Origin of the sequence: Sphingomonas hankookensis (genome assembly GCF_022664465.1) — a bacterium.
GTDB lineage: Bacteria > Pseudomonadota > Alphaproteobacteria > Sphingomonadales > Sphingomonadaceae > Sphingomonas > Sphingomonas hankookensis.
Genome location: NZ_JAKREV010000007.1, coordinates 117,273 through 137,437, shown reverse-complemented (window position 1 = coordinate 137,437; position 20,165 = coordinate 117,273). Strand labels below are relative to the sequence as shown.

Below are 20,165 nucleotides of genomic sequence, written 5' to 3'. Positions count from 1 at the left end.
GGGGAGAGGGGAGAGGGGAGAGGGGAGAGGGGAGAGGGGAAAGGGGAAAGGTCGGGGCAAACCACCGGCGTTTCCCGACTGGACCCCGGCCTTCGCCGGGGTGCGGCTTTCGGTGACGTTCATACCCGACCCGTTTGGTTCGAGCAGCTTCGAGCTTGTCGAGAAGCGTCCGTCGAGAACTTGGTCGTTTGGGGCACCCCTTCTCGACTTCGGTTCTCGACAGGCTCGAACCTACGCTCGAAGCAAACGGACGGGGGGGGGAGGAGGGGAGGAGGGGAAGGAGCGGGTTAAGTGACGAACTTGTCGGAAGGGGGGGGGCGACGCTCACGCCGCCCCCGCCCGCATTACTTGATGTCGAGCATCACCACCGACTTCGCCGGCAGCGTCACCGACAGCGTTCCGTTCGCCACCTGCGCGCCCGTAAACGTCGCCGGCACGACCGCGTTCGGATTGTCGAACGTATTATGCGCGGTCATCGTCGGGGCCGTCAGCACGCGGCCGGTGACGGTGGCGCCGGCGACGCCGGTCAGCGCGACGCTGATCGGTACCGGGCGGTTCGGATCGGCGTTCGACAGCGCGATGTGCACCGCGCCGTCCTTCCCGCGCACCGCGGAGGCCGACACCGCCGGCATCACCCATTTGTCGCGCGAATAATAGGGGCTGCTGATCGTGATCGGCAGGACGGTGCCGTCCATGAACGGCTTGTACATTTCGAACACGTGATAGGTCGGCGTCAGGACCATCTTCGGCCCGTCGGTCAGGATCATCGCCTGCAGCACGTTCACCATCTGCGCGATGGCGGTCATCTTCACGCGGTCGGCATGCTTGGCGAAGATGTCGAGGTTGATCGCGGCGACCAGCGCGTCGCGCATCGTGTTCTGCTGCCGCAGGAAGCCCGGATGCGTGCCCGGGTCCTGCGCATACCACGTGCCCCATTCGTCGACGGCCAGCCACACGCGCTTCTGCGGATCATATTTGTCCATCATCGCCGAATGGCGGGTGATGAGTTCCTCCATCTTCCACGTACGGGCGAGCGTTTCGGCCCAGGCGGATTCGTCGAACTCCGTCGGCGACGCCTTGGGCGGCCAGCCGCCGCCGGGGACGGTGTAATAGTGCAGTGACACCGCATCGATCTGCTTGATCGATTCCCGCATCATCACATCGGTCCAGTTATAGTCTTCGGAATTGGCACCCGATGCGATCTTCAGGATGCGGCTGCCCTCCGGCGACTTGATGAAGGTCGCGAACCGCCGCGTTTCGTCCGCGGCATATTCGGGGCGCATGTTGCCGCCACAGCCCCACAGCTCGTTGCCGATGCCGAAATAGGGGATTTTCCACGGCGCCTTGCGGCCGTTCTTCGCGCGCTCGTCGGCAAGCGTGCCTGCCTGCTGCGTCATATATTCGACCCACTCGGCCATTTCGCGGGGAGAGCCGTTGCCGACATTGCCCGAGATATAGGCTTCGGCCCCGACCTGTTCGGTCAGGTCCATGAACTCATGCGTGCCGACGGCATTGTCCTCGGTCACGCCGCCCCAATGGGTGTTGATCTTGACCGGGCGCTTGTTCTTGGGGCCGATCCCTTCGCGCCAGTGATATTCGTCGGCGAAGCAGCCGCCGGGCCAGCGGATGACCGGCACGCCGAGGCGCTTCAGCGCGGCGACCACGTCGTTGCGGAAGCCGCGGGTGTTGGGGATGGAGCGGTTGTTGCCGACCCAGAGGCCACCATAGATGCCGGTGCCGAGATGCTCGGCGAACTGGGTGAAGATGCGCCGGTCATAGGTCGGGCCGCCCTGATCGCCGCGGATCGTGATCTTTGCCGGTTCGCCGGGCTGCGGCGTCGGTGCGCTCTGCGCGCTCGCGGTCGCCGCGATCAGTAGCGATGCGGTGCCGAGCACGAATGCGCGCGCCCGCTTGCGCAACTGGTGGCGCATGGATGTCTGGCCGGTCAGCATTGGGATCGATCCCCCTCCGTTTATTGTCTGACTAATGCGTAGCGACACCCGCCGCTTCGATCAAGCGCGGATCGGGGTGCTTTGCAGCCGGGGGCAGGGCGGGTAAGAGGGAGGCCATCATCCCTTCTCATCGACAGGTTTTCAGCTTTTGACGTCTTCCCCCCAGTCGTGCGGCCTCGTCGCGGTCCTTGGTGCTCCGAATGCGGGCAAGTCGACGCTGGTCAATGCGCTGGTCGGACAGAAGGTCGCGATCACCAGTCCCAAGGCGCAGACGACGCGCACCCGGTTGATGGGTATCGCGATCGAGGGCGATACCCAGCTGCTGCTGGTCGATACGCCGGGTATTTTCGAACCCAAGCGGCGGCTGGACCGGGCGATGGTGTCGGCGGCGTGGGAAGGCACGGCGGGCGCCGATGCGGTCGCAGTGGTGGTCGACGGCAAGGGCGGGATCGGGCCGAAGGTTCGCGCGATCGTCGAGCCGCTGGCCGCGCGGAAAGAGCCGAAGCTGCTGATCCTCAACAAGGTCGACATCGCCGACAAGCCGCGGCTGCTCGACCACGCCGCGCGGCTGCACGAGATGGCGGCGTTCGAGGAGACGTTCTTCGTCAGCGCCACGACCGGCGACGGGCTGGCGGAAATGAAGGCGGCGCTGGCCAAGCGGATGCCCGAGGGGCCGTGGCATTTTCCCGAGGATCAGGTGAGCGATGCCACCGACCGGATGCTGGCGGCCGAGGTGACGCGCGAACAGCTGTATCATCAGCTGCACGAGGAACTGCCCTACGCCAGCGCGGTCGATACCGAACGTTATCTGGAGCGCGACGACGGATCGGTCGAAATCCACCAGCAGATTTATGTGGCGCGCGATACGCAGCGCGCGATCGTGCTGGGCAAGGGCGGGCAGCGGATCAAGGAAATCGGCGCGACCGCCCGCAAGGAATTGCAGGAATTGCTGGGGGTGCGGGTGCATCTGTACCTGCACGTGAAGGTCAAGCCGAACTGGGAAGAGGACCGGATGCTGTACCGGGATATCGGGCTGGACTGGGTGGAGTAAGGACGCGCGCTACGCATCGTACCCCCGCGCAGGCGGGGGTCCAGGGTTCCGAACGCTGCCGTTTCGCCCTTGGCTCTGGACCCCCGCCTGCGCGGGGGTACGGTTTGGCCTTCGGGGTTGCTGGTTCTAGAACAGTTTGCGCACCGACAGCCGCACGATGCGGCCATAGGGGTCGAGGAACGATGGCTGGAAGCGGAACGGCACCGTGCCGGTCCGGTCGCGGACGTCGACGCGGTTATTGAGCAGGTTCTGCACTTCCAACTGGAACGTCATGCTCTTCGTCCACGGTGCGCGCGGGGCGAGTTTGGCGGCATCGAGCTGCGTATACAGCCCGACAAACAACAGCTCCGAAAAGCGCAGGTCGGACGCGGCGAGGTCGCTGCGGATGCGGGTGGCGGGACGGAACATGCCGAAGGTGCCGGCGCGGATCGGGCCGATCGATCCGCCGATATTACCCTGTGCCTCGAACCGGGGACGGCCGCTGTTTCCGTCGAGCGTCTGCCCGTCGAGCAGGTCGAGCTGCGGCTGGCCGGGGCTCAGCGTCAGCCGGTCCTCCAGCCGCGCCGTCAGCGTCAGGAAGCTCCACACCATCGGCCGTTCCTTAGGGAGCGGGGGCGGGGGTGCGCCCTTTTCGGGCGGCTTGGGCGGGGCCGGGGCGGGGCCGATCTGGCCGAAGAACGAGACTTCGGCCTGCAGCTTGCGCTCGACCTCCCGGAACAGGTTCACCGGGCGCAGGTCGGCGCGCAGCAGCTGGCCGGCGGCGTCGCGCGGGAAGCGATCGGGGAATGCGGCCTGGAGCGCGGCGGTCGCGCTGCCGAGATTGACGACCTGATCGGTGATGCGCGTGTCGACATAGTTGAGCGCGACGCGCAGCTGCTTGCCCTTGATCGGTTGCCAGCCGATGCCGAGCGTGCGGATTTGTCGCGTTTCGGGCGCCAGGTCGGTATTGCCCCCGCCGGTGACGGCGATCGGCGCGCTGTTGCCCGTGACGAAATCGAAGAACGGCGTGTTGGGCACGGTGACGACCGGCGCGGTCAGCGTCGCAATTGCCGGCGGGGTGCGCGAGGTGTTGATCGACGCGGTGATCTGGACCGGGCGCCACGGCGTCCAGTTCAGCGCGAAATTGCTGCTGGCTAGGCTGCCATAGTCCGACACGCCGACCAGCCCGAGCGTGGCGTTGGCCGACAGCGATCCGATCGCCGACAGCACGCCGCGATCGGCCGAGGCGATCGGCAGGTCGAGGCTGGCGCTGCCCCCGCGGACGGTGCGGGTGAGCCCCGTCGCGCGGCCATCGTCGCCCGCCAGCAACCCGCTACTGTCCGATCGGGCATAGTCGGCGTTGAGCGTCAGCTGCGCCAGACCGGCGGGCAGTTCCAGCACCGGGCCGTTCGCTGTCGCCTTGCCGTTCAGGGTGCCGGTCACGGTGCGGCTGCGGGTGACGATCATTGGGGCGCTGGCAAGGACTGGCGACAGGTCGAACGGATCGGCGCCGCCATCGACCGCCGTCTGCAACAGACCGGCCGAAACGCCGCGATCGACCGCAGCGCGGGCGCGGACCCGGTCGTAGCCGCCGGTCACCGTCCACATCCACCGGCCGAACCCGCCCTGCACCGTGCTGCCGGCGTGGAGCGTCAGGCTGTCGTTGCGCTGGGTCAGCGTCGGCCCTTCGTCCAGATAGCGGTCGAGCAGTACGCCGCCGCCGAACGGCGCGGCGGCGGGCAGCGCGAGCGTCACCCCCTGCAACCCGGCCAGCGCGCTGCCGCGTTCCGCCTCCATCGTCAGGTTGAGCGATGCGGTCATGCTCTTGCCCAGCGGCACGGCGTGGGTGCCGTCGACCTTCAGCAAATCCTTGCTGCGCAGCGAGAGAAAGAGCGACAGGTCGGTCGAGTTCGGCGTGTTCGCGCCATAGGCGGACAGCGTGCCGCGGAGCGAAGGGTCGGAGGGTGCGCCGGCAACCGTCACCGGGCGCCCGGCCAGCGCGTCGAGCGCCGGAATGCTGCCGCCGCCGACCCCGCGCACATTGCCGATACGGTCGAACGGACTGTCGCGATCGATCTGGTACGGGCGCTCGCTGGCCAGCAGCGCGTTCTGCCGGTCATAGTTGATGGTCAGCGAGGTGCGGCTGTTCCCCTCGATCCGCGTCGATCCGAGTTCCACCTTCGCCGTTTCGCCGCCGCCTTCGGTCGTCGTGCCGGCGCCCTGTTCGACCACCAGCGCGCGGAAGCGTTTTTTCAGCACGAAATTGACGACCCGCACGGTCGCAGGAAAGCCGAAGCGGGCGGCGTCCTGCTCGGACAGCACCTCGGTCCGCTCCAGCGCCTCGGGCGGCAGCGTAAAGATTTCGCGCGGGCCCGACACGCGGCGGCCGTTGAGCAGGAACACCGGATCGCCGCCGCTGGCCGAGGTGGTCAGCGGCTTGAGGAGTTTGAGCAGCTGTTCGATGCTGGTCGCACCCAGCGCGCGGAGCGCTTCGGCGTCAAGCACCGCGACCGGCTGGGCGTCGCCGATCGCGGAGCCCGGGGGGCGCCGGCCGGTGACGACGACCTCGTCATCGTCCTCTTTCTGTGGCGGGGTGGCGTCCTGTGCCCAGATCGGGGTGGGGGATAGGACGATCGCGGCGATGGCCAACATCCGTGCGCCCCGCTGCCCCATCGCCATCATGCCCATTCTCCACCGCCGTCGTCGCGCCCGTGGTTAGGTACGGTTTCGGACAGAAGCGTGGCAGAACCCGGCGAATGCGAGGCACAGGAAAAGGGCCGGCCCTTCCATCAGGAAGGACCGACCCTATGTCCCGTGCCCCGTTACGCCACCGGGGGCGCGGGAAACCGGTTAGCGGCGGCAGTAGCGCGGCGCATCGGCCTTATCGATCGCCCGGCCGGCAACCGCACCGACGCCACCGCCGATGATGGTGCCGAGCAGGCGGTCACCACGTCCCGCCACCGTGTTGCCGAGCAGGCCGCCGGCGATCGCACCGATCACGGTACCGCCATCGCCATTTTCGCAACCGCGGTTCGAACGACGGTTGTATCCGCGATCGTTATAGTAGCCACGATTGCCGCGATATTCGCGATAGCCGCGGTCACCGCGATATTCCCGCTCGTAGCGGTCCCCGCGCCAGCCCTGCGCCGAAGCGGCGGTGGGGGCGGCGGCGGTAGCGACCGTGGCAAGGGCGGCGGCAGCGAGCGTGAGCTTCTTGAACATGGGTCTTCTCCCTCAAAATCTTGCGACGGGTTCCTGATGGGGAAGTCCGTCTGTGATTTGGGGTATGCGCCGATTCGCTTGAGCCGATACTGAATGTGCTTGTTAGCTGCCGTTCATTATTGGAGCGGAATGGTTGGGCGCTTCCTCGTCACTCCCGCGCAGGCGGGAGTCCATAGACGCTGGCGTCGCGATGGAGCTGGGCCGTTGGCGTTTACGGATTCCCGCCTGCGCGGGAATGACGACCACGGGCGGTCGCAACCACCCCGCCACCATGCGGGTTTTGCTTTAGTTCGCCGCCACGAAACCCTATATACTCGCTATGGCAACGAACCCCAATCAGAACGACTACGGCGCAGACTCGATCAAGGTGCTCAAGGGGCTGGACGCGGTCCGCAAGCGCCCCGGCATGTATATCGGCGATACCGACGACGGCTCCGGCTTGCACCACATGGTGTTCGAGGTCAGCGACAATGCGATCGACGAGGCGCTGGCCGGCCATTGCGACCGCGTGCTCATCACGCTGAATGCCGACGGGTCGGTCTCGGTCGAGGATAACGGGCGCGGGATTCCGACCGGCATCCACAGCGAAGAGGGCGTGTCGGCGGCTGAGGTCATCATGACCCAGCTGCACGCGGGCGGTAAGTTCGAAAACACCAACGACGACAATGCCTACAAGGTGTCGGGCGGCTTGCACGGCGTGGGCGTGTCGGTGGTGAATGCGCTCAGCGATTTCCTCGACCTGACGATCTGGCGCGACGGGCAGGAGCATTTCATGCGCTTCCGCCGCGGCGATGCCGAGGCGCCGCTCAAGGTGATGGGGCCGTCGGACAAGCGCGGCACGCGGGTTACGTTCCTGCCGTCGCCCGAGACGTTCAAGATCATCGAGTTCGATTTCGACAAGCTCGAACATCGCTTCCGCGAGCTGGCGTTCCTGAACTCCGGCGTGCGGCTGGTGCTGGTCGATGCGCGGCATGAAGAGCCGCGCGAGGTCGAGCTGTTCTACGAAGGCGGGATCGCCGCGTTCGTGAAATATCTCGACCGGACGAAGACGCCGCTGATGCCCGATCCGATCGCGATCCACGGCTTCCGCGACGATGTCGGCATCGACGTCGCGCTGGAATGGAACGACAGCTATTACGAGAACGTCCTCGCCTTCACCAACAATATCCCGCAGCGCGACGGCGGCACGCACATGGCGGCGTTCCGCGCCGCGCTGACGCGCACGCTGAACAACTATGCCGACAAATCGGGAATGCTGAAGAAGGAAAAGGTCTCCCTCACCGGCGACGACATGCGCGAAGGGTTGACCGCGATCGTGTCGGTCAAGCTGCCCGATCCCAAATTCAGCAGCCAGACCAAGGACAAGCTGGTGTCGTCGGAAGTGCGCCAGCCGCTGGAAGCGCTGATGGCCGACAAGCTGGCCGACTATCTCCAGGAAAATCCGGCGAACGCGAAATCGATCATCCAGAAGGTGATCGACGCCGCCGCCGCGCGCGAGGCCGCCAAGAAGGCGCGCGAGCTGACGCGGCGCAAGGGGGCGATGGACATCGCGTCGCTGCCCGGCAAGCTGGCCGATTGCCAGGAGCGCGATCCCGCCAAGTCCGAACTGTTCTTCGTCGAGGGTGACTCGGCTGGCGGCTCCGCCAAGCAGGGCCGCGACCGCCATTTCCAGGCGATCCTGCCGCTGCGCGGGAAAATCCTGAACGTCGAGCGCGCACGGTTCGACCGGATGCTGGCCAGCCGCGAGATCGGTACGATCATCACCGCGCTCGGCACCGGTATCCGCGACGACTTCAATCTTGCGAAGCTGCGCTACCACAAGATCGTCATCATGACCGACGCCGATGTCGACGGCGCACATATTCGTACGCTGTTGCTGACGTTCTTCTACCGCCAGATGCCCGAGATCATCGAGGCCGGGCACCTCTATATCGCGCAGCCGCCGCTGTATAAGGCGACCAAGGGCCGGTCGGAGGTTTACCTCAAGGACGACAACGCGCTCGACGAATATCTGGTCGAGGCCGGGGTCAGCGCGCATGTGCTGGAAAGCCCGGCGGGCGCGCGCAGCGGTGACGACCTGAAGGCGCTGCTCAGCCACGCCCGGCGGATGCGCACGCTGATGCGCTATGTGCCGCGGCGCTACGACATGGGCATCGTCGAGGTGCTGGCGCTGGCCGGCGTGCTCGACCCGCAGATCAACGATGCCGACCGCCAGACGCGGCTGGACGATGCGGTGTCGCGCATCGGGCGGACCGATGTCGAGGCGCAGTGGACCGCGCGCGTCACCGAGGATGGCGGGCTGCAATTCCAGCGCCGCTGGCGCGGGGTGACCGACACGCACACGATCGAACCGGCATTCCTGCTGTCGGCGGAAGGGCGCAAGCTGCATTCGCTGGCAGCGGAAGAGGCGGCGAGCTATGCCGGCGTGTCGAAGCTGGTGAGCGCGCGCAGTGCATCGGCCGATCCGATCGCCGAGCCGGAGGTCGAGGAGGGTGAAATCCCCGCCGTCGCCGCCAAGGGCGAGACGCTGGTCGCACGGCCGAGCCAGTTGCTCGACGCTATCCTCACCGCCGGGCGCAAGGGGCTGTCGATCCAGCGCTACAAGGGGCTGGGCGAGATGAACGCCGAACAGCTGTGGGAAACCACGCTCGACCCGTCGAACCGGTCGATGCTGCGCGTCGCGATCGAGCAGGCGGACGTGGCCGATGAGATCTTCACGCGGTTGATGGGCGACGTGGTCGAGCCGCGGCGCGACTTCATCCAGGAAAATGCGCTGAACGTGGCGAATCTGGACGTTTGATCGGGCGACGTACCCGCACAAGTCGTATTCCCGCGCAGGCGGGAATCCAGAGTCACGGGCGTCGCGCCCTGTTACCCTGGATCCCCGCCTGCGCGGGGATACGGCTTTTTGCCTGTCGGTAGGTCGCAATCCTGATGCCGTACCCCGGCGGAGGCCGGGGTACGGCATCGGTGCGCTAACGATAGAAGCGCGGACGTCCCGCAACTGGGCCCCGGCCTTCGCCGGGGTACGCCGAGGTTAGGGAAGGGGTGATTCCTTCGGCTTACCTCCTTTCCCTATTCCCCAGCCACCCCGTTCGATTCGAGCAGCTTCGAGCTTGTCGAGAAGCGTCCGTCGAGAACTCCCTGCTTGGGGCAACCCCTTCTCGACGTCGGTTCTCGACAGGCTCGAACCTGCGCTCGAAGCAAACGGGGAGGGGGCTGGGCGAGGCGTAAGGCAGACTTCTCTAATCCAACGCCATCGCCTCGGCCGCCAGCGCTTCCGCCTCGACCAGCAGCGCATCGTCCGCCGACCCCTGCGTCACCCGCTCGCGCCCGATCAGCACCAACACCGGCACCGCCAGCGGACTGACCCGGTCGAGCGTCACATGGCGGATGCGCGCCTGCGCCGTCTCCAGCAATTTCGCCAGCCGTCCGACATCGGTCATCCGCGCCCGCGCATCCTCCCACGCCGCCTGCAACAGCAAATGGCCCGGCTCGTATTTGCGCAGCACATCGTAGATCAGGTCGGTCGAGAAGGTGACCTGCTTCCCCGTCTTGCGCTTGCCGGGATGCTGGCGCTCGACCAGTCCGCCGATCACCGCGACCTCGCGGAATGCGCGTTTCAGCAGCGCCGATCCCTGTACCCAGTCGACGAACTCGTGTTCGAGAATGTCGGGTGAAAACAGCGCCTGCGGGTCGATAATCGGTTCGAGCGCGTAGCAGGCCAGCGCATAGTCGTTCGACACGAAGCCGATCGGGTTAAGGCCCAGCGCCTCCATCCGCCGGGTAATCAACATGCCGAGCGACTGGTGGGCGTTCCACCCCTCGAAGCTGTAGGCGACCATATAATGCCGCCCGTCATGCGGGAACGTCTCGACCAGCAACTCGCCCGGACGCGGCAGGACCGAGCGCCGCGCCTGTATCTCCAGCCATTCGCGCACATCGTCGGGAAAGCGCGACCATTCGCCCGGATCGGCGAGAAAACCGCGCACCCGGTCGGCGAGGTTGGTCGACAGCGCCATGCGCGTGCCGCCATATTTGGGAATGCGCGCGGGCTTGCTGGTCGCGCGCACCACGAGGTCGGTCAGCTCGATCTTCTCTACCTCTAGGCTCATGCCCGAGAAGAAGAAGGTGTCGCCCGGCGACAGGGTGGAGGCGAAATATTCCTCGACCGTGCCCAATCGCCGCCCGTTCTTGAACCGGACGTCGAGCGTCGGCGCGTCGACGATGATCCCGGCGTTCAGCCGATGCTGCGCAACAAAGGCCGGCTTGGTGACGGTCCAGCGCCCGTCGGCGCCCAGCCGCAGCCGCTTGAACCGGTCATAGGCCTTCAGCGCATAGCCGCCCTCCGCGATATAGTGCAGCACGCGGTCGAACGTGTCGCCATCGAGCGCCGAATAGGGCAGGCTCCCACGCACCTCGTCGAGCATTTCGGCGGCGGCAAAGGGTTCGGCGCAGGCGCAGGCCATCAGATGCTGCGCCAGCACGTCGAGCGCGCCGGGGCGGAACAGGTCGGCGTCGAGTTCGCCGGCGTCGACCGCGTCGAGCGCCGCCTGCGCCTCGAGAAATTCGAAGCGGTTGCCCGGCACCAGCAGCGCCTTCGATACCTCGTCCAGCCGGTGGTTGGCGCGGCCGATGCGCTGGAGCAGGCGCGACGACCCCTTGGGCGCGCCCATCTGGATCACGCAGTCGACGTCGCCCCAGTCGACGCCGAGATCGAGGCTGGCGGTCGCGACCAGCGCGCGGAGACGCCCGTCAGCCATCGCCGCCTCGACCTTGCGCCGTGCCTCGCGGTCGAGGCTGCCGTGATGGACGCCGATCGGCAGCTTGGCGTCATTGGCGAGCCACAGGTCCTGAAAGATCAGTTCGGCCAAGCTGCGGGTGTTGCAGAAGACGATGGTGGTGCGGTTGCGCTCGATCTCGCGCATGACTTGCTGCGCAGCATAGCGGCCCGAATGGCCCGACCACGGGATGCGATCCGTCGGCAGCAGGATGCGGATATCGGGGTCGGCGCCGGGCTCGCCCTGCACCAATGTCACCGCGTCGATATCGCCGTCGGGCGCCAGCCAGGCGCGATAACCGTCGGGATCGGCGACCGTCGCCGATAGCGCGACCCGGCGCAGGGCCGGGGCGAAGCGCTGCAGGCGGGTTAGGCACAACGACAACAAATCGCCGCGCTTGTCGGTGGCGAAGGCGTGCACCTCGTCGATGATGATCGTGCGCAGACCGCCGAACAGCCGGTCGGCGTCGGGATAGGACAGCAACAGGCTCAAGGATTCGGGCGTGGTCAGCAGGATATGCGGCGGCTTGCTGCGCTGGCGTGCCTTGCGGTCGGACGGGGTATCGCCGGTGCGCGTCTCGACCCGGATGGGGAGGCCCATGTCGGCGATCGGGGTGAGCAGGTTGCGCTGCACGTCGACGGCAAGGGCTTTCAGCGGCGAGATGTAGAGGGTGTGGAGCCCGTCGGCGGGCGCTTCGATTAGTTCGGTGAGCGTCGGCAGGAACCCGGCCAGCGTCTTGCCCGCACCGGTCGCTGCGACCAGTAGCGCGTGGTTGCCGGCCTGCGCGACGTCGAGCATCTCGCGCTGGTGGCGGCGCGGTGCCCAGCCGCGGGCAGCGAACCAGTCGGCAAGGGGGGCGGGGAGGGTGCGCACTGCCACCTATGTAGGGGGCGGGGGGCGGGGTGCAAAGCGTTGCGACTCCACCCCTTATCATCGCCGGGGTACGGTTTGCGTTTGAGAAAAGGGGGTTACCCCTGCACCAGCGGCCCCGGCTTGCCCGCCGCCACCCGCCACCGCGCGGTCGTCGCGGTGGTAAACTCCGGCTCGACCACGCTCGACACCGTCCGGAACTGCGCTTCCGCCCGTGCCGGCGTCAGCGTCAGCAACAGATAGCCTTTGCGATCCTGATCGCAGTAGCGGACCTCCGGCGCGCCCTTTTCGATCATCGCGCCGATGCCGGGGATCAGCGATCCGTAAGACGGGCTGGAAATCGCGGTCGCGCCGAATTCGTTGGCGACCAGCCGGCCGCTATCGTCGTGCAGGTCGTTGGCCCAGCCGGCATGGCTGTCGCCCGACAGCACGATAGGGCGCGATTTCGCACGGCGGAACGCGGCATAGAGCCGTTCGCGTGCCGCCGGATAGCCGTCCCAGCTGTCGAAATTCATCGGCAGCCCGGCGCGAAAGGATTGCTGCCCGGCGGCGATGCGCGGGGCATAGGCGGCGGGCAGGCCGTTCAGCATCGCGGCATAGCGCTCCGCCCCCATCTCCTTGAGGAGGTCGGGGCCGGGCACGCGCGCCATCACGACCTGATTGCCGAGCAGCTGCCACGGCCGCTTCGCCGCGACCGACCGCGCCAGCTCGCGCTCGACCCATGCCTGTTGTTTCGGCCCCAGCAGTTCGCGGTCTGGCCGGGCGCGGATCGCCATCATCGTCGCATAATCGTCGGGCTCGATCCCCGCGCCCTTGGGCGCCGCCTGTTGCGAGCGGGCGAGCAGCCGCGTCTCGACCATGACCAGCGTGGCGAGGTCGCCGAAATCGAAGCTGCGGTTGATCGCCGCCCATGGCTGGCCGGGCTTGGGATCGCGGATCGGCATCCATTCGAAATAGGCCTGCATCGCCGCCGCCTTGCGCGCGGCCCAGTCGCCCTCGGTCGCGGCGTCGTGGTTCTGCGCACCGCCGACCCATGAATCATTGGCGCTTTCATGATCGTCCCACACGCAGATGAACGCGGCGCGGGCGTGCGCCGCCTGCATCGCCGGATCGCGCTTGGTCTGGGCATGGCGCATCCGGTAATCGGCCAGCGTCACGATCTCGTGGGCCGGTTCGGGCAGGCGGTTCAGCTTGCGCCCGATCTCCGCGCCATAGCCGGTCGCGGCATATTCGTAGATATAGTCGCCCAGGTGCAGCACCGCATCGAGCCGCGGTTCGGCGGCGATCGCGGTATAGGCGTGCCAATAGCCGCCCGGATACAGCTGGCAGGACACGACCGCCAGCGCGAGGTCGGCGACGCGCCCGCGCGGCAGGGTGCGGAACCGGCCCTTGGGCGATGCGGTGCCATCGGCGGTGGTGAACCAGAACCAGTAGTCGGTGCCGGGTTTTAGGCCGGTCGGCTCGACTTTTGCCGTGAAGTCGCGTGCGCCGCGCGCGGTGGTGCGGCCGGTGGCGATCGCCGCGCCGGTGTTGCTGGCGGCGACATGCCAGTCGAGCGGAATGTCGCCGCCGCTGCCCGCCGCCGGGGTGGCGCGGGTCCACAGCACCGCGCCGTCCGCCGCCGGATCGCCGCTCGCCACGCCGTGCAGGAACCGCGCGGTCGGCGGCGCGGCATGACCGACGGCCGGCAGGGTCAGGGCGGCGCTGCTGCCCATCAGACGGAGCGCGTCGCGGCGGTTGAGCGTCATTTCACGGCTTTCGACAAGAGGTTCGCCGGTTCCCTATGCAGCCGATGCGACAGGTCCGTGACGTCATCGCGCTGTCATCCGCCATCCCTAGAGGCCCGCCGTCCAATAGGGGGATATTGCATGATTTCGTGTTTGCGTCCGACGATCGCATTGCTGGCGCTCGGCTGTTCCACCGCCGCCTTCGCCCAGGCCAATGTCCAGCCCGCCGGGGACGACTCCGATGAAATCGTGGTCACCGCGCAAAAGGTCGAACAGCGGATCGAGGACGTGCCGGTCACCGTCACCGCGGTGACGGGGCAGAAGATGGCCGACCTCGGCGTCTCGACGCTGGCGGATGTCGCGCAGTACATCCCCGGCCTCGTCGTGCAGGAGCAGAGCGCGAACAACCCCGGCTTCGTCATCCGCGGGATCACGTCGGATTCGGGATCGGCACAGCAGGGCGCGCGCGTCACCTTCTATTACAACGGCGTCGATATCAGCCGCTCGCGCGGGGCGTATCAGGACCTGTTCGATCTGGAACGGATCGAGGCGGTGAAGGGGCCGCAGGCGACGCTGTTCGGCACCGCCGCCGCGGTCGGTGCGGTGTCGATCCTGTCGGCGAAACCCAAGCCCGGCTTTGCCGCCGACGCCGCCGCGTCCTACGGCAATTTCAACCGGACGCAGGTGTCGGGGATGGTCAATGCCGGTAACGACACGCTCGCCGCGCGCCTCGCCTTCGCGTACAAATATCGCGACGGCTATGTCCGCAACATCGCCGGCGACGCCAAGGTGCCGAACCAGAATCAGGGCCGCGTCGATCAGGACGATCTGAACGGGCAGGACCAGCGTGGGCTGCGCGGGTCGCTGCGCTGGACGCCGACCGACGCCGTCACCGCCGACCTCGTGCTGACCTATGACGGACAGCGCAATCCGGGCACCGCGTTCAAGAGCCGCGCCTTTGCCCCCACCGGCGGTCAGACCGGCGATTACGGCACTGCCGAACTGTCGGGATCGCCGTACAGCCGCGAGGTGCTGGGCAAGCGCAAGCTGGGCCTCGACCGCGACGTGTACGATGCCAATCTGACCGTCGCGGTCGATCTGGGCAGCGGCGTCACCTTCACCACCGTCAACGGCTATCGCCGGTTCAACAGCCTCGAAACGTTCGACGCCGATGGCGGGCCGGCCTGGTATCTGGAATTCGCCGAGGATGCGAAGGGCGACCAGTGGAGCCATGAAGGTCGCTTCAACTTCACCGGCGACCGCGCCCGCGCCTCGTTCGGATGGAACGCTTTCTTCGAAAACGGTTATCAGCGCGTGCCCTTCTCGACCGAGGAAGGCACCTACCTCGCCTGTTCGGTGACTGCTGCCTATGCGCCGATCCGCGCGATCCTGAACCAGGCGGGCATCCCGACCGGCCCCGGCTGCGTCGCCGCCAACGGTACCGTGCCGGGTGCGCGGGCGACCGCGATCCTGTCGCGCGGCGCCCTGACCGAGCTGCCGTACGCGTCGGAGTTCACCAACTACGGCAACAACGACACCTATTCGGTGTTCGCCGACGCGACGTGGATTCCGGTACCCGCGCTCGAACTGACCGCCGGTGCCCGCGTGCTGATCGAGGATCGCCAGTCGCAGTACAGCTCTGTCCAGCCCTTCTCCCGCCTGCTCGCCGGGGCGGGGGTGTTCTCCAGCCTGCTCGGCACCGCCAGCACCGGTGGCGCGAAGTTCGAGGCGGAGCGCAGCTTCGCCGCCGTCCTGCCGCGCTTCAACGCGCTGTTCCGGCTGTCCGATGCGGTCAACCTGTATGCCACGGTCAGCAAGGGTCGCCGTTCGCCGGTGGTCCAGCTGGCGGCGGCACGCACCGGCACCGCGGCGACGGCGTCGGTGATCCCGGCGCTGCAGATCGTGCCCGAGGAACTGGTGTGGAATTACGAAGGCGGCATCAAGGGCCGCGTCGGGCCGTTCAGCGGCGCGGCGTCGGTATTCTACCAGCGCTATGACGGGTTCCAGGTGTCGGTGACCGAAAACGGCGTCACTACCACGCGCTCTGCGGGGTCGGCCGACAATCTGGGCGTCGAGCTGGAGGGCAATCTGCGCCTGGGCCAGATGTTGTCGCTGTTCGGCACCTTCGCCTATCTCGATGGCGGGATCGGCGACGCTGCGACCAATGGCGTGTTCGCCGGCAACCGCTTCCGCCTGCAGCCCGACATGACCGCGTCGGTCGGCGCGAACCTGCGCGTGCCGGTCGGGTCGGCGACCTTCTACGCCGTGCCCAATGTCACGTACCGGTCGAAGGTGTTCTTCGAACTGCCCAACCGGGAGGTGATTTCGACGCCGGGCTATACGCTGTTCAACCTGCGTGCCGGCGTGGAGCTGAACGACCGCTTCACCATCGGCGGCTTCGCGCGCAATCTGAGCAACGAACGCTATCTGATCGACGCGGGCAATACCGGCGGAGGCTTCGGCGTGCCGACCTACATCCGGGGCGAGCCGCGCTTCTATGGCGTGGAGCTGGGCGCGCGGTTCTGATCGAGCCCGTCATCGTCATCCCGGACCTGATCCGGGATGACGAACGGGAGGCCGGTGGGTACGACCGGACGATCGTTGCCGTACGGCCACACCCATGGCGGCGTCACCGTTTCGTAACGGTCGTGTAATCGACCTGCCACGGGGTCGGGGCAGGGGCGGGCGCCAGGGGGAGCGGAACGCTCCCGAGGGGAAAGAACACATGGTTGCTATGTTTGCCCGGTCCACACGGGCCGTCGTCGTGCGCGCGCTGCTGAGCGGTGCCGCCATCCTGCCGGGTACCGCACTGGCGGCACCGACCGACGACGTGCCGCCGGTCGCCGCGACCGCGCCCGAAGAGGAACAGCAGGAAATCGTCGTGCGCGGCAGCCGCCCGATCGCCGAATCCGAAGCCGCCGCGCTCGAAATCCAGCGGGGCAGCCCCGCGCTGGTCTCGGTCATCGCGTCGGACGCGGTCGGCCGCCTGCCCGACCAGAACGTGGCGCAGGCGATCAGCCGCCTGCCCGGTGTCGGCGTCGAGCGCGATCAGGGTCAGGCCCGCTACGTCAACCTGCGCGGCGCGCCCAAGCGCTGGACGACGCTGTCGTTCGACGGCGTCAACGTCGTCAGCCCCGAAGGTCGCGCCGCGCGCTTCGATTCGATCCCTTCGGCGATCGCCAAGCAAATCATCGTGCGCAAGGCGGTGACCCCCGACATGGTCGGCGAGACGATCTCGGGCAATGTCGACATCATCACCCGCTCGGGCTTCGACCAGAGCGGCTTCCACGTCGCGGGCAAGGCGGGCTACGGCCTCGTCGAACTCGGCGACCGGCGGGAGTTCGAAGGGTCGCTGGTCGTGTCCGACCGGTTCGACACCGGCATCGGCGAATTCGCCATCGCGTCGTCGGCCAGCCTGTACCGCCGCGGCATGGTGACCGACAATTTCGAAACCGACTGGGAATCGGTCGATCAGGACCGCCGCCCGGGCTTCGCCGATCGCATCTGGGCGCGCGAGACCGAGAACAAGCTCTACCGCCTCGTCCGCAAGAACTATGCGCTGTCGACCCGCCTCGACTGGAAGCCGGCGCCCGGCCACCGCATCTTCGCCGAAACCATCTATTCGGCGTTCCAGGACGACGAACAGCGCAACAACTACATCGTCGACCTCGACGACCAGCAGTCGCGCACGCCCACCGGCACCGTCGGCTGCGCCGTCAACGCGACGCCCGCCGCGAACACCACCGGCTATGCCGACGTCTGCACCGGCAACACGCCGCTGCGGGGCACGGTGTATGGCATCGACCTGAATTCCAACTTCACCGTGCGCGCCTACAAGCAGTCGGTGTTCACCAATACGTTGGGCGGCGATCACGATCTGGACGACTGGCGCGTGTCGTGGCGGGCCAACTACACCCGCTCGATCGACGACCGGACCCAGCCGGCACAGTTGAACTACGACAGCCCATCCTTCGGCACCAACGGCGCGAACGCCGCCAATCGCCTGACCGTCGGTTACGACTTCACCGATCCGCAGCTGGCGAAGATCGAGCTGTTCCGCACGATCCGCAACGCCAACGGCACGTTCGGGCGCGGCGCCCGCGTTAATGCGATCGAGGATTTCCCGCGCTCGCTCGCCCGCCTGCGCTCGCTGATCGCCGCCGATACCACCGACGCCTATACCGCGCGCCTCGACGTGCAGCATGACGTCTTCGGCCTGTTCGGCGAAAAGACGACCTTCGCCGCCGGCCTGCGCTTCGACGATCGCACCAAGTCGGTCGACGAACGCCTGCTCGAACTGAACAGCGCGGCGCAGTTCACCGCCGCCGGCATCCCGACCGGTTATTCGCAGATCGCGATCCCCGGCGGGTTCCAGGGTGAAATTCCGCTCGGCTATACCTTCCAGTATTTCGGCAAGGACCAGATCCTCGACCTCGTCGACCGGGCGAAGCGGGTCGGCAGCTACGTCAACCAGACCGCCAATCTGTACGACGTGAACGAGCGCATCTATTCGGCGTACGGCATGGCCACCGTCACCACCGATTGGGGCAATGTCGTCGGCGGCGCGCGGATCGAGCATATCCGCAACACCGCGTCGGCCTTCGCCACGCCGAACGGCACGACCTTCACGCCGCTGACCGCCAAAAGCGACCTGACGCTGGTCTATCCCAGCCTGCACGTGAACTATGACGTGACCGACCAGATGAAGGCACGGCTGTCGTTCAGCACCGGCGCAGCGCGGCCCGACTATGACCAGCTTCGCCCGAACCTGACCTTCAACGACGCGAACCTGACGATTTCGGGCGGCAATCCCGATGCGAAGCCCGAAAAGGCGATGGGCATCGACGCCTATGTCGAATATTATGGTGCAACCGGCGGCTTCCTGTCGTTCGGCGCCTATTACAAGCGGCTGCGCGACGTGCTGTTCGACACCAGCCGCACCTTCGGCCGCGATATCCTGAACTTCAACGGTGTCGACCGTTCGCAATATGATTTCGCGACGATCGACAATGGCGGCAACGGGTCGATCGTGGGCATCGAGGGCGCGATCCAGCAGCAGCTTGACCCGTTCGTCGGCGATCTCGGCCTGCCCGACTGGGCCGGCGGGTTCGGTGTGCAGCTGAACGCGACGCTGAACCGCAGCCGCGCGGAAACCCCCGATGGTCGCCGCGTGCCCCTGCCCGGCGCGTCGAACGCGGTCTATAATCTGGGCGTCTATTACGAGAAATACGGTTTCTCGGCGCGGGTCCAGTATCAGAACCGTTCGCGCTGGCTGGACGAACTGGGCGATTTCCAGGTCATCAACGGCGTCAATCGCGGCGTCGACGGTGGCGACTTCTACTGGGCCAAGGACAATGAGCTCGACGCATCGCTGCGCTATGCGATCAACGCGAATGTCGAATTCTTCGGTAACTTCAGCAACCTGCTGAACGGTCCCGGCCGGCGCTACGTCGACAACACGCAGTACACGATCGAGCGCGAGACGTTCGGCCGCCGCTATCAGGCCGGCGTGCGGGTGAACTTCTGATGCGGCGCTTCCTTGTTGTCGCGGCGCTGCTCGGCGGGTGTGCGGTGACGCCCCCGCCGGCTGCGACGCCCGCCGCCGTGCCCGTAGTCGCGGCGGCGGCGGAAACCGATCCGGTCGACACCGCTGCGGATGCCGCCGACGATCCCGCCATCTGGCGCAACCGGCGCGATCCCGCAGCCAGTCTGGTGATCGGCACCGACAAGAAGGCCGGCATCCATGTCTACGACCTGTCGGGCAAGCGGCTGAGCTTCACGCCCGCCGCACGGCTCAACAATGTCGACCTGCGCGAGATCGGCGGGCAGGTGATCGCTGCGGCCAGCGACCGTGCTGACGTGGCACAAGCGCATGTCGCGCTGTTTACGCTCGACACCGTGGCGAAGAAGCTGGTGCCGATGGGCCGCTATCCGGTCGGTGCCGGTGAGGCGTACGGCATGTGCCTGTGGACCCGCGCGCGCGACAAGGCGCTGTTCGGCTTCGTCGTGATGAAGGACGGGCGGATCGATCAGGTATCGATCGACGCCAAGCCCGGCGCGACACCGGTGGTGCGTACGGTGCGGTCGATGAAGGTCGGAACCCAGGCCGAGGGCTGCGTGGTCGATGACCGGACGGGCCTGCTCTACGTCGCCGAGGAAGATGTCGGGTTGTGGCGCTTCGCCGCCGATCCCGCCGCGCCGGTCGAGGGAACGGCGATCGCGAAGGTCGACGGCACGACGCTGGTCGCCGATGCCGAAGGGCTGGCGCTGGCGCCGAGCGGTCGCACCGGCGGCTATCTGGTCGCCAGCAGCCAGGGCGACAATGCGTACACCCTCTACCGCCTGCCGGGCGTGACCTATGCCGGGCGTTTCCGCATCGGTGGCGGGGCGATCGACGGGACCAGCGAAACCGACGGGATCGAACTGATCCTCGGCGATTTCGGCTCGCGCTTTCCCAAGGGGCTCATGGTCGCGCAGGACGGCGACAACGCGCCGGAGACGCAGAACTTCAAGTACGTGTCGTGGGGCGATGTGCTGAAGGCGCTGCGGCTCAAGTAACGCCAACCATGGACGTCACCCCAGC

At 67.1% G+C, this 20,165-nt stretch carries 10 protein-coding genes; 5 read left to right on the top strand and 5 right to left on the bottom strand.

Translation table 11 applies throughout. From position 1 onward, the window contains the following. Window positions 1-344 precede the first annotated feature (344 nt). Entirely contained in the window at window positions 345-1,931 is a 1,587-nt protein-coding gene (locus MF610_RS16835; RefSeq protein ID WP_242201439.1) for an alpha-N-arabinofuranosidase, read from the bottom strand. A 169-nt stretch (window positions 1,932-2,100) separates the two neighbouring features. Here MF610_RS16835 and era point away from each other — a divergent pair, with 169 nt between their 5' ends. Then, the gene (gene era / locus MF610_RS16830) at window positions 2,101-3,003 is read left to right on the top strand and encodes a GTPase Era (RefSeq protein ID WP_242201438.1); all 903 of its coding nucleotides are present in this window, start codon (window positions 2,101-2,103) and stop codon (window positions 3,001-3,003) included. Window positions 3,004-3,129: 126 nt separating this feature from the next. On the opposite strand, the gene MF610_RS16825 is transcribed toward era, so the two are convergent. Together MF610_RS16825 and MF610_RS16820 are read right to left on the bottom strand one after the other, a co-directional pair. Beyond that, entirely contained in the window at window positions 3,130-5,664 is a 2,535-nt protein-coding gene (locus MF610_RS16825; RefSeq protein WP_242201436.1) for a porin family protein, read from the bottom strand. Window positions 5,665-5,832: 168 nt separating this feature from the next. After that, complete coding sequence (locus tag MF610_RS16820; RefSeq protein ID WP_242201413.1) at window positions 5,833-6,204, bottom strand: glycine zipper 2TM domain-containing protein; 372 nt, start codon at window positions 6,202-6,204, stop codon at window positions 5,833-5,835. A gap of 319 nt (window positions 6,205-6,523) precedes the next feature. Between MF610_RS16820 and gyrB the strand changes: the two genes are divergently transcribed. Beyond that, window positions 6,524-9,004, top strand: a complete 2,481-nt coding sequence (gene gyrB / locus MF610_RS16815; RefSeq protein ID WP_242201400.1) for a DNA topoisomerase (ATP-hydrolyzing) subunit B — start codon at window positions 6,524-6,526, stop codon at window positions 9,002-9,004. Between the two features lie 445 nt (window positions 9,005-9,449). On the opposite strand, the gene MF610_RS16810 is transcribed toward gyrB, so the two are convergent. Together MF610_RS16810 and MF610_RS16805 are read right to left on the bottom strand one after the other, a co-directional pair. Further along, complete coding sequence (locus MF610_RS16810; RefSeq protein ID WP_242201391.1) at window positions 9,450-11,858, bottom strand: ligase-associated DNA damage response DEXH box helicase; 2,409 nt, start codon at window positions 11,856-11,858, stop codon at window positions 9,450-9,452. 95 nt (window positions 11,859-11,953) lie between these two features. After that, window positions 11,954-13,603, bottom strand: coding sequence for an alkaline phosphatase D family protein (locus MF610_RS16805; protein ID WP_242201389.1), 1,650 nt, complete (start codon window positions 13,601-13,603; stop codon window positions 11,954-11,956). Window positions 13,604-13,723: 120 nt separating this feature from the next. Between MF610_RS16805 and MF610_RS16800 the strand changes: the two genes are divergently transcribed. The 3 genes from MF610_RS16800 to MF610_RS16790 all read left to right on the top strand — a co-directional run bounded on the left by MF610_RS16800 (window position 13,724) and on the right by MF610_RS16790 (window position 20,140). After that, entirely contained in the window at window positions 13,724-16,108 is a 2,385-nt protein-coding gene (locus tag MF610_RS16800) for a TonB-dependent receptor (RefSeq protein WP_242201387.1), read from the top strand. A 199-nt stretch (window positions 16,109-16,307) separates the two neighbouring features. After that, window positions 16,308-19,109, top strand: coding sequence for a TonB-dependent receptor (locus tag MF610_RS16795; RefSeq protein ID WP_242201375.1), 2,802 nt, complete (start codon window positions 16,308-16,310; stop codon window positions 19,107-19,109). Continuing rightward, window positions 19,109-20,140 (top strand): phytase, encoded by a 1,032-nt coding sequence (locus MF610_RS16790; RefSeq protein WP_242201373.1) that lies wholly within the window; start codon window positions 19,109-19,111, stop codon window positions 20,138-20,140. Before MF610_RS16795 ends, MF610_RS16790 begins: the two co-directional genes overlap by 1 nt. The last annotated feature ends 25 nt before the right edge of the window (window positions 20,141-20,165 follow it).

Excerpts from the sequence above, each read along its gene's own strand:
- MF610_RS16795 (WP_242201375.1), top strand. The coding sequence starts at position 16,308 with ATGGTTGCTATGTTTGCCCGGTCCACACGGGCCGTCGTCGTGCGCGCG.
- MF610_RS16805 (WP_242201389.1), bottom strand. The coding sequence starts at position 13,603 with ATGACGCTCAACCGCCGCGACGCGCTCCGTCTGATGGGCAGCAGCGCC.
- MF610_RS16790 (WP_242201373.1), top strand. The coding sequence starts at position 19,109 with ATGCGGCGCTTCCTTGTTGTCGCGGCGCTGCTCGGCGGGTGTGCGGTG.
- MF610_RS16825 (WP_242201436.1), bottom strand. The coding sequence starts at position 5,664 with ATGATGGCGATGGGGCAGCGGGGCGCACGGATGTTGGCCATCGCCGCG.
- MF610_RS16820 (WP_242201413.1), bottom strand. The coding sequence starts at position 6,204 with ATGTTCAAGAAGCTCACGCTCGCTGCCGCCGCCCTTGCCACGGTCGCT.
- gyrB (WP_242201400.1), top strand. The coding sequence starts at position 6,524 with ATGGCAACGAACCCCAATCAGAACGACTACGGCGCAGACTCGATCAAG.
- MF610_RS16800 (WP_242201387.1), top strand. The coding sequence starts at position 13,724 with ATGATTTCGTGTTTGCGTCCGACGATCGCATTGCTGGCGCTCGGCTGT.
- MF610_RS16835 (WP_242201439.1), bottom strand. The coding sequence starts at position 1,931 with ATGCGCCACCAGTTGCGCAAGCGGGCGCGCGCATTCGTGCTCGGCACC.